The 9972-nt window shown below is 39.4% G+C and carries 7 protein-coding genes; 3 read left to right on the top strand and 4 right to left on the bottom strand.

All coding sequences use genetic code 11. The features are described from left to right. Together L652_RS0102165 and L652_RS0102160 are read left to right on the top strand one after the other, a co-directional pair. The coding region (locus L652_RS0102165; RefSeq protein ID WP_024603238.1) for an HlyD family efflux transporter periplasmic adaptor subunit at nt 1-811 on the top strand (811 nt) is incomplete at its 5' end. A gap of 14 nt (nt 812-825) precedes the next feature. After that, nucleotides 826-3981: an efflux RND transporter permease subunit gene (locus L652_RS0102160; RefSeq protein WP_024595583.1), complete on the top strand. Its 3156-nt coding sequence runs from the start codon at nt 826-828 to the stop codon at nt 3979-3981. 113 nt (nt 3982-4094) lie between these two features. On the opposite strand, the gene L652_RS0102155 is transcribed toward L652_RS0102160, so the two are convergent. Both L652_RS0102155 and L652_RS0102150 read right to left on the bottom strand, forming a co-directional pair. Then, nucleotides 4095-4547 (bottom strand): cytochrome c, encoded by a 453-nt coding sequence (locus L652_RS0102155; RefSeq protein ID WP_024595584.1) that lies wholly within the window; start codon nt 4545-4547, stop codon nt 4095-4097. Between the two features lie 92 nt (nt 4548-4639). Beyond that, nucleotides 4640-5110 (bottom strand): DUF2721 domain-containing protein, encoded by a 471-nt coding sequence (locus tag L652_RS0102150; protein WP_007377300.1) that lies wholly within the window; start codon nt 5108-5110, stop codon nt 4640-4642. 190 nt (nt 5111-5300) lie between these two features. Between L652_RS0102150 and L652_RS0102145 the strand changes: the two genes are divergently transcribed. Further along, nucleotides 5301-7475, top strand: a complete 2175-nt coding sequence (locus L652_RS0102145; RefSeq protein ID WP_024595585.1) for an oligopeptidase B — start codon at nt 5301-5303, stop codon at nt 7473-7475. 43 nt (nt 7476-7518) lie between these two features. On the opposite strand, the gene L652_RS0102140 is transcribed toward L652_RS0102145, so the two are convergent. Then, a complete protein-coding gene (locus L652_RS0102140; RefSeq protein WP_024595586.1) occupies nt 7519-9006 on the bottom strand; it encodes a HAMP domain-containing sensor histidine kinase in 1488 nt (495 codons plus the stop codon). Nucleotides 9007-9016: 10 nt separating this feature from the next. Beyond that, nucleotides 9017-9742, bottom strand: coding sequence for a response regulator transcription factor (locus tag L652_RS0102135; protein ID WP_024595587.1), 726 nt, complete (start codon nt 9740-9742; stop codon nt 9017-9019). Nucleotides 9743-9972: the final 230 nt, after the last annotated feature.

The raw sequence follows: 9972 nt of genomic DNA, 5'->3' as shown, positions 1-9972 counted from the left end.
GGGTTTAATAGAGGAACAAGCTCAAGCTCAAGTAGCCGAAGACGAAGCCAAGCGCTTTCCAAGTAAAGCGCGCACAGATTTATTTTTACGTAAACCTCAAGTGCTCAGTGCACAAGCATCTGTTAAGTCGGCGCAAGCTGCATTAAAGCGCGCGCAACGTGATTTGGATAATTGTGATGTTACAGCCCCTTACGACGCATTGGTTATTAGTCGAAATATAGGTGTTGGACAATTTGTCACTATGGGTTCGCAAGTTGCTGAACTCAATAATATTGAGACCGCTGAAGTGATTATTCCTATAGCAGGGTTCGATAGCGTTTTTTTGCCAGAGCGTATTAAAGGTATTACCGCAACGATTATTCAAAAAGGCCTAAACAGCTTCACCCGTGAAGGTGTAATTGACCGCGACCTAGGGATTGTTGATAACGCTACGCGTATGAGCAGTTTAGTAGTGCGTATAGAAGACCCATACGGTCTTAAGAATATACAACCAGCCATTAAGTTTGGTAGCTACGTACAGGTAAATTTTGCAGGTGCAATGCTCAATAATATTTACCGCTTACCGCAAGAGTTAGTTAATAACAAAACCGTATGGATCGTTAATGAAGAGCAGCAACTTGAGCCGCGCAAAGTCACAGTTATTCGTGAAGAGGGTGAGTACTTTTACATCAGTGATGGTTTGCAAGCAGATGATAAGTTGGTGATTACTTTGCCAGAATATCCGCAAAAAGGCATGGCTGTAAAAATTGCGGGCCTTCAAAATACTAAAAATACAGAGGCACTTGAAAATGCTTCCACTGAAAAATTATAAAGGTAGGCTGAGTTATGAGTAACACTGAACTACCAAATACAGCGCCTAACGCTGAAAAACAAACCGGTATTATTGCTTACTTCGCTAATAACTCCGTTGCTGCCAACCTAATGATGATTTTTATTGTGGTGATGGGAATTATTAGCTTTCTAAATATCCAACGCCAAATGTTTCCTAATGTAGAGATTAACTACATTAATATTGAAGCTAACTACCCCGGCGCTTCACCACAAGAAATAGAAGAAAGCATACTTATAAAAATTGAAGAGTCGCTAAAAGATGTGACCGAAATTAAAAAAGGTGTGTACAGGGCATTTAGAAATGGCGGTAGAGCAAGTCTTGAAATTAATACTGATGTAGAGCTGACCGATATACTCGATAAAGTTAAATTACGGGTTGATGGTATAGCAACGTTCCCTGCCGGTATGGAACCGGTCACCATAAGTCAAGTTGAGTTTAGGCAAGATGTTATAGGTATGACACTCGTTGCCGACATACCGCTAACTGAGCTTAAGCCTATAGCAAACCAAATAGAAGATGAGTTACTACAGCTATCTAACGTGTCGTTAGTGGTAAACGATGTTCCTCTTGATGAAATAGCAATTGAAATCGAACCCGATACGCTGCGTCAGTATAACCTAACCCTTAGTGATGTAATGAATGCAGTGCGTCGTTACTCAGCTAACTTTTCGGCGGGGCAGCTAAAAACAGACGCAGGTGTTATTTCTGTTCGCGTCGAAAATCAGTTTTACTCTGGTGAAGAATTTAGGCAAATACCGGTAAAAATAGGGGCTAATGGCGCTAAAGTGTTACTGCAAGATATTGCCGTGATTAAAGATCAGTTCACTGAAGGTGAGCGTTACTTTAAATTCAATGGTGAAAATGCAGTTTATATATCGGTAAAAGCGACTGAAGAGCAAAGTATTATCCCAGTTGCTGATTCAGTAAAAGCATTTATAGAATTAAAAAACAAAGAGCTACCACTGGGGGTTCGTTTAGAGCCACTAATGGATTTTACGTATTACCTAAATGCCCGCTTAGACATGATGGTTACAAACCTCATTCAGGGCGCTATTTTGGTTGCAATTATGCTATCAATCTTTTTACGCTTTAAGTTGGCATTATGGGTGATGATTGGTTTGCCAGTGTGCTTTTTGGGCGCAATGATGATGATGCCATTGTTTGGTGTAACCATTAATATTTTATCACTTTTTGCCTTTATTATGGTGCTAGGGATTGTGGTGGACGACGCCATTGTCATTGGCGAAAGTGCCTACACCGAAATAGAAAAAAAAGGCGGTGGTGTTGTTAATGTGATTAATGGCGCAAAACGCGTAGCAACCCCTGCAACTTTTGGTGTACTAACTACCATTGCAGTATTTGCTCCGTTTACGTTATCTACAGGCCCAGAAAGTGCCTTCTTTTATGGTATAGCAGTGGTGGTAATGTTGTGTTTAGTTTTTAGTTTGATTGAATCAAAGTTGATACTGCCAGCCCATATTGCTCACACTCATTTTTCACCAATAAAAGAGGGTGGCTGGCGCGATCGGTTTAATACGCGATTTTTTGGTTTTGTAAATGGCCCATATAAACGCTTTGTTATACGTTGTGTTGAATGGCGTTGGTCAGTGTTATTTTCATTTATTGCTCTATTAATCGTAACCTTTGCTTTAATCTCATCAAATCAAGTTCGTACCGGGTTTATGCCAAAAATCCCGCATGACTACCCGCAAATAAATCTAGAAATGAATGACAATGTATCTGACATACAAACAATAAATGCTATTCGTGAAATAGAAGCGATGGTGATTGCGATTGATGAAGATACCGAACGCAAATATGGTCAAAAACTCATAAGAGATATTTTAGTATTTAACCAAGGGCGAACTGAAGCACAAGTGCTTGTTCCCCTTGTTGATGAAAGTATAAGGCCTTATAACGCGTTTGAATTATCACGACGTTGGCGCGAGGCGATGCCCGATATTGCCGGTGTTAAATCATTAACCATTTATGATGATGTAAATGGAGGGAGCAGTGACGGCGAATTTGGTTATTTATTATATGGCTCTGATATTGATACATTAAATAATGCAGGACGTCGTTTTATAGAGTTGCTGCAACAGCAAGAAGGTTTGTTTGATATTAGCTCAACAATAGATCCTGCAAGTAAAGAAGTGCAAATGAGCCTAAAACCGGTCGCTTACGACTTAGGTTTAGACTTAGCTTCTATTGCAAATCAAGTTGGGGCAAGCTTTTACGGTGGTGAGGCTCAACGTGTTATTCGCCGAGGCGAGGAAGTACGTGTAATGGTGCGTTACCCTAAACTGACTCGAGAGGCATTTTCGTCACTTAAGCATGCGGTTGTTACTACCCCGCAGGGCCGTGAAGTACTGCTTGGTGATGTAGTTGAACTTACTGAAACACCAGGTATTAGTTATATCCGCCGTGAAGGGGGATATCGTACTGTGTATGTTTATGGAAACATAGATGAAGAAGTGATTGAGCCAAACGAAGTTGTAGATCAAATTAAAGAAAAGCTACTACCACAACTCAAAGAAGAGTATCCAAGTGTTAAGTCAGAACTAGGTGGCGCCATTGAAGAGCAACAAGATCAGGCTAATCAGCAGAAGATGTTTTTCTTCGGCGGTATGATTTTGGTGTATATTTTATTAGCCGTACCCCTTAAGAGTTATGCGCAACCACTTATTGTTATGTCGGTGATTCCATTTAGCTTAACGGGAGCAATATGGGGGCATTACTGGTTTGGTTTGGATATAACTTTAATGTCTGGCTTTGGTATTATTGCAGCAGCAGGGGTGGTTATAAACGACTCACTCGTTATGACCGATTATGTGAATCAAGCCCGTAAAACAGGTGTTAGTATTAAAAATGCTGTAATAGATGCCGGTTGTGCTCGATTCAGACCTATATTACTTACTTCAATTACTACATTTGCAGGTGTATTGCCCATTATGTTTGAAACAAGCCTGCAGGCTAAGTTTGTAATACCTATGGCGGTAGCGCTTGGTTTTGCAGTGATGTTTGCAACATTAATAACACTTATATTAGTGCCATGCTTGTACATTATATTAAGTGATATTGGTAAGGTGTTTACACGCATTTTGGGTGGGATTAGGACTGTATTTAAACGTCGCCCGCAGAAGGTTTAGCTCAATAAATAACATACGGGCTTAAATGCCGGGTACAAAAAGCACTGAATGATTAACCATTCAGTGCTTTTTATCATTTGTTGTTACTACATTAAGTATTAAAACAACAATAATTAATCTTTAAATTGCTTATGGCAATCTTTACAGCCTTTAGCCCATGCGCCAAAAGCTTTACCAATTACGGCCTTATCGCCTGATTGAGCCGCTACTGCTAGCTCATCTGCGTATTGTTGGAATGCAGTTGCTTTTTTCATAAAAGTATCGTTTTCAGACCAAACAGCAGCAAGTGCAGCTGTGTCGCCTTTATCTGTTCCTTCATAAAACGCTTCCCATGGCATTTTTGAAAGTGCAGCTGCGTTGTTAGCACGCTTTTTAAATTGCTCTGCGTCAAAAGGTACTTTACCTTTTAGCATTGCGCCCATGTCACCAATTTGTACTGAGATCATTGAAAATGCTGCTTGGCGGTATTCAATCGCGTCACTTGGCTCTTTAAATGCAGAATTTGCCGATACGCTAAATGCACACGTTGCCAGTGCTATTGTTGCTAATACTTTTTTTAATTTCATGTTTGCCCCTGTTGAAAATTGTAATTCTTAATTCGGTATCTTGTATCTAACATCGTATTTATTCAAGTGAATACGATAGATTTAACTAAAACTTAATCGTTTATATCAATATCTGCAAATATCATCCCGCGACGCATGCTTCTAGTTGCTAAGAATACCTCACCAAGTAACGACATAAATGCACATATGAGTAATGCCATTGCTGCTACAAAACAACAAGCAATAGTCACGCCTAAGTTTATAGATTGAATGTGCGATAAAAATAACAACATAACCACAGCGCATACAAGTAATGCGCTTAATACACTTAAACTAAAAGCAATATGAATACATCGAGAACGCTTTAAAAGAGCGCGCAGCTCTGTAGCGAGTGATTTATTAAAGTCCTCGTCAGTACTTACTTTTAATCTGCGTTCTAACTGACGTGCCCTATCGGTAATACGTGCCAAACGATTAGATAAAACACCTAAAGTAGCGGCAATACCCGTGATCAAGAATACTGGGGCAACAGCTGTTTGAATTACTTTAGCCATAGTTAAAATATTTATTACTTCGTTATTCATTCCTACCCTTAATCAGTTGAGCTTGAAAATGACTTATATATCTACAGAGTACCTGATGTAGGCTTATTAAGAAAAGAGGAATTACGTTGATTTACTTTACATAGCTTCACAAAGTAAATCACAACACAGGTTATTTTTAGGTATATTTAATTACTTAATAAAAAATAAAAACCAACAAGGACTTTGACTGATGAAACGTACTCCATTCGCACTTGCTGCATTATCGCTAGCTATTTTAAGTGGCTGTAATCAAGCCCCTGAAGAAACCAAAAAAAATAATACACAAGTTAAAACGGTTCAAGTAGCCCAAGCTATTGCCCCAGTTGCTAAAAAAGTGCCTCATGAGATGACTATTCATGGTGACACACGTGTAGATAATTACTATTGGTTACGTGATGACGAACGTAAAGCGCCAGAGGTGATTAACTATTTAGAAGCTGAAAATACATACACAGATGCAATGCTTGCACATACCAAAACGCTGCAAAGTGAATTGTTTGAAGAGCTAAAAGGGCGTATCCAAAAAGACGATGATTCAGTCCCAGTTAAAAACGGTGATTATTTTTACTCAACGCAAACACGCGGCGATAACGAGTACACTACTTACTTACGCAGCAGCGATTTTGCAGGTACCGAACAGCAAGTTATTTTAGATGTAAATGAGCTTGCGAAAGGCCATGATTATTATGCAGTAAGTGGCTTAAATGTAAGCCCGAATGGCAATTTAATGGCTTATGGGGAAGATACTGTTAGCCGTCGTATTTATAGTATAAAAATAAAAGATTTAACAACCGGTAAATTACTCGAAGATACACTTGAGGGCACCAACGGCGGTATAGTTTGGGCAAACGATAATAAAACGGTTTATTACATTAAAAAAGATTTACAAACTTTATTAGGTTATCAAGTTTATCGTCATACATTAGGTACACCACAAGCTGATGATGAGCTAATTTACGAAGAAACTGATACCAGTTACTACATGGGTATGAGTAAAAGCAAAGATGAGTCAGAAATTTATATTTGGCACAGCAGCACAGCAGCATCAGGCGTATCGGTACTAAGTGCTGATGATGCTAAGGCAATGCCTAAACGCTTAATTGAGCGCGAAGCAGGGCTTGAATATGAAATTTCGAAGCTAGGAAATACTTACTACATTGTAACTAACTTAGATGCTGTAAATTTTCAGCTGATGAAAGTGGATATTGATAAAGCTGGTGACAAAGCAAATTGGCAAAGTGTGATCCCAGCGCGCGATGATATTAAGCTCGAAGGCATTGATTTATTTAATGACTACTTAGTTTACCAAGAGCGTGAAATGGGCCAATCAAAGTTGATTGCGCGTGATTTAAAAACAGGTAAAGAGTTACCACTGAGCTTTAACGATAGCGCTTATACAATTGGTACTTATGGTAATAACGATATAGATAGCAGCACATTACGTGTTTACTACACAAGCATGACTACACCTGGTTCATCGTACGATGTAGATTTAGCAACTGGCGATAAAAAATTACTTAAACAGCAAGCTGTATTAGGTGATTTTGATGCTGATAATTACGCCTCAGAGCGTATTTTTGTAACAGCACGTGATGGCATAAAAGTACCGGTAAGCTTAGTTTATCGAAAAGATGCGTTTAAAAAAGATGGTACTAACCCGCTACTGCAATATGGTTACGGCTCTTATGGCGCAACCATGGACCCTACTTTTTCAAGCACGCGTTTGAGTTTACTTGACCGTGGCTTTGTATTTGCAATTGCCCATGTACGTGGCTCGCAAATGCTAGGTCGTCCTTGGTACGAAGACGGCAAGCTACTCACTAAAAAGAATACGTTTAATGACTTTGTTGATGTAACTAAAGCATTGGTTTCTCAAAAGTATGGCGCAAAAGATGAAATATTTGCGTTAGGTGGTAGTGCTGGTGGCTTATTAATGGGCGCAGTAGCAAACCAAGCGCCTGAGCTTTATAAAGGCATGGTTGCTGCGGTACCGTTTGTAGATGTAGTAACAACGATGCTTGATGCAAGCATACCACTTACAACAAATGAATACGGCGAATGGGGTAATCCGAACGAAAAAGCGTATTACGATTACATGCTATCTTACTCGCCATACGACCAAGTATCTAAGCAAGCATATCCTAATATGTTAGTAACGACTGGCTTGCACGATTCACAAGTTCAATACTTTGAGCCTGCAAAATGGGTTGCTAAGCTGCGTGACTATAAAACTGATGACAATAAGTTACTGTTTAAAATAGATATGGAAGCAGGGCACGGTGGTGCATCAGGTCGCTTTAAACGCTTAGAAGATACCGCGCTAAACTATGCATTTATGCTTGATTTAGCGGGTATTAAAAAGTAATTAATTTATATATTTAAATAGATTTAACTCAATAAGGTGCTTTTTAAGAAAGCACCTTATTTTGTGGTAAATTAAAGCTAAACATAGTGCCTTTACCAATTTCACTTTGTACGTAAATTTCACTATCCATCAGTTTTAATAAACCTCTGCAAATGGCCAATCCTAAACCACCTTGCTGGCGCCCTTCTTTATTAGAATTACTTGCTTGGTAGTGCGGGTCAAAAATAGCATTCAGCTCATCTTCTTTTATACCTACGCCTGTGTCTGATACATGCACAAATAGTTGATTATCGTCACTGCGTTTTACATGTACTGCAATGCTGCCGCCGCGAGGGGTATGCCTAATTGCATTATCAATTAAGTTACTTAACACGCGCTCTAATTTAGCTATATCGGCAACCACAGGAAAGTCACAAATCGAAGGTTCTACCGACAAACTAATGCCTTTTTTATCAACGGCTAAACTAAATTTTGCCATGCAATCGTAAATAAGCTCACCTAAATTAAAGGTTTCTTTATTTATACTTATTTCGCCATTTTCTAAGTGAGCAAGTTCAAATATTTGCTCTATGAGTAGCTTTAATTGCCCACAATTATTAATCGATACCTGTAAGTATTCTTGTTGTTCTTTTTGACTTAATTGCTCACCTGACTGATTTAAAACTTCTAAAAACCCCTGCAGTGAAGCAAGTGGGGTGCGTAGGTCGTGCGATAAGTGAGTCAGTAACTCTTTGCGTTGCTTATCGCCTTGCTCAAGTGCTTTAAACTGCTCGTTAATACGGGTAAGCATGGCTTGAATACTTCGCTCTAAACTATGCACTTCGTTACTTTTTTGCGTTGAGTAGTTACTTAGCTTGGTGTCGGTAAGGCTGTAGTTAGCGGCTTCAATATTACTAACATCGCGGGCTAAGCGCTGAATTGGGTTGGTAAAAAAGCGTAGCAAAATTAGCATCGCAATAAATAAAAATGCGAGTGCAGAGCCAAGCCATAAAGCGGCTAGCCATAACTTATCATTATTTTTTACTGTACTTAGTGAGGTGTCGTAAGCCTCACCACCAATAATTACATATAAATAGCCTTGTAGCTTATCTTGATTAAATACTGGCGCGGCTGAAAATATTTTTTGTTGCTCTTTATTACGAGGATTATCACCATAGATAGGTGCAGCGCTTGGGTCGTTAATCAGCCTTTTTAAAGGCGTTAAACTAATATGCGTGCGTTTAACTTTACCCGGCTTTGCTGAGTAAGTAAGAATTTTTCCGGTTTCGTCTACAAAATAAAATTCAAACGCAGGGCCTAATAACATCAAGGTATGAAAGAGGTTTTCAAGCGCTTTATAGTCGTAAACACCTTCTTTTATTAATGGGTTATCTTGTACTAAATGCTCGGCAAGCGCCAAATGTAAATTTTGCTCAGCATGATGTTTTGAGGTGAGTTCTAATTGCTTGCTCCAGCCGTAAACTAGGGCGCAAATAAAACAAAAAATGACAACTAGCGATATAGCTAATTTTTGATACAAAGATAATTTCATAATAGGTGTCTTAATTGAGTTGGCTAGGGTTTAGTTTGTAACCAACCCCCCAAACTGTTTCGATGATAGGCGCTTGTTGGTGTTCTTCTAGCTTGGCACGTAAGCGGTTTATATGTGAATTAACCGTGTGCTCGTAACCACTGTGTTGGTAACCCCATACTTTATCGAGTAACTGCTGACGGCTAAAAACATGATTAGGATGGCGTGCAAAGTAAACGAGTAAATCAAATTCGGTGGCGGTAAGGTTAAGGGCTTGCTTGCCTAAATACACTTGGTGCGAACTAAATTCTATATTGAGTGAGCCTACATTTAGTGTTTGTTCGCTATCAACGGGGGAGTTGTCGTTGTTTTGGCCTGCGAGTAGTTGTGATCTGTGGCGTAATTGGGTTTTGACTCTGGCTTGTAATTCGCGTGCAAAAAAGGGTTTACAAATATAATCATCGGCGCCCATTTCAAGGCCAATAACTCTGTCCATATCGCTACTCAGCGCGGTGAGTAAAATAACGGAGGTAGTAGGGTAATGCTCTTTTATTTTTCGGCATAAGCTCAAACCATCCATTTGGGGTAAGTTTATATCGAGTAAAATAAGTCCGTAGGGATGCTTAGCTATTTTTTTTAAAGCTAGTTCTGCGCTTACAACATGATCAACATGTAAGTTAAGCGACGTTAGCTGCGTGGTAATTAACTTACCTATTTCTCTGTCATCTTCTACTACTAATATTTTTTCGTGACGCATGTATAACCTCGTAAAAAGGGGGGCATCCGTGCTCCCTTACTTCCCCATTACAAGCTGGAACGTTACTGCGTGCGCGTAATTACTATTTTCGATACTGGGTTATCAAACTTATGTTCAACACCAAGTGCTGATGTAGATAATCCATCTTGATTTGAAACAATGCCTGGATGCATCGTTATTATATCGGCTGTATCGTCACGTATTTCGTTAAACCCTTCACCGCTAGCGGC

It is taken from the genome of Pseudoalteromonas sp. TB25 (assembly GCF_000497995.1).
GTDB lineage: Bacteria > Pseudomonadota > Gammaproteobacteria > Enterobacterales > Alteromonadaceae > Pseudoalteromonas > Pseudoalteromonas distincta.
The sequence above is the reverse complement of the archived record's forward strand: the minus strand, read 5'-3'. Positions and strand labels throughout refer to the sequence as shown.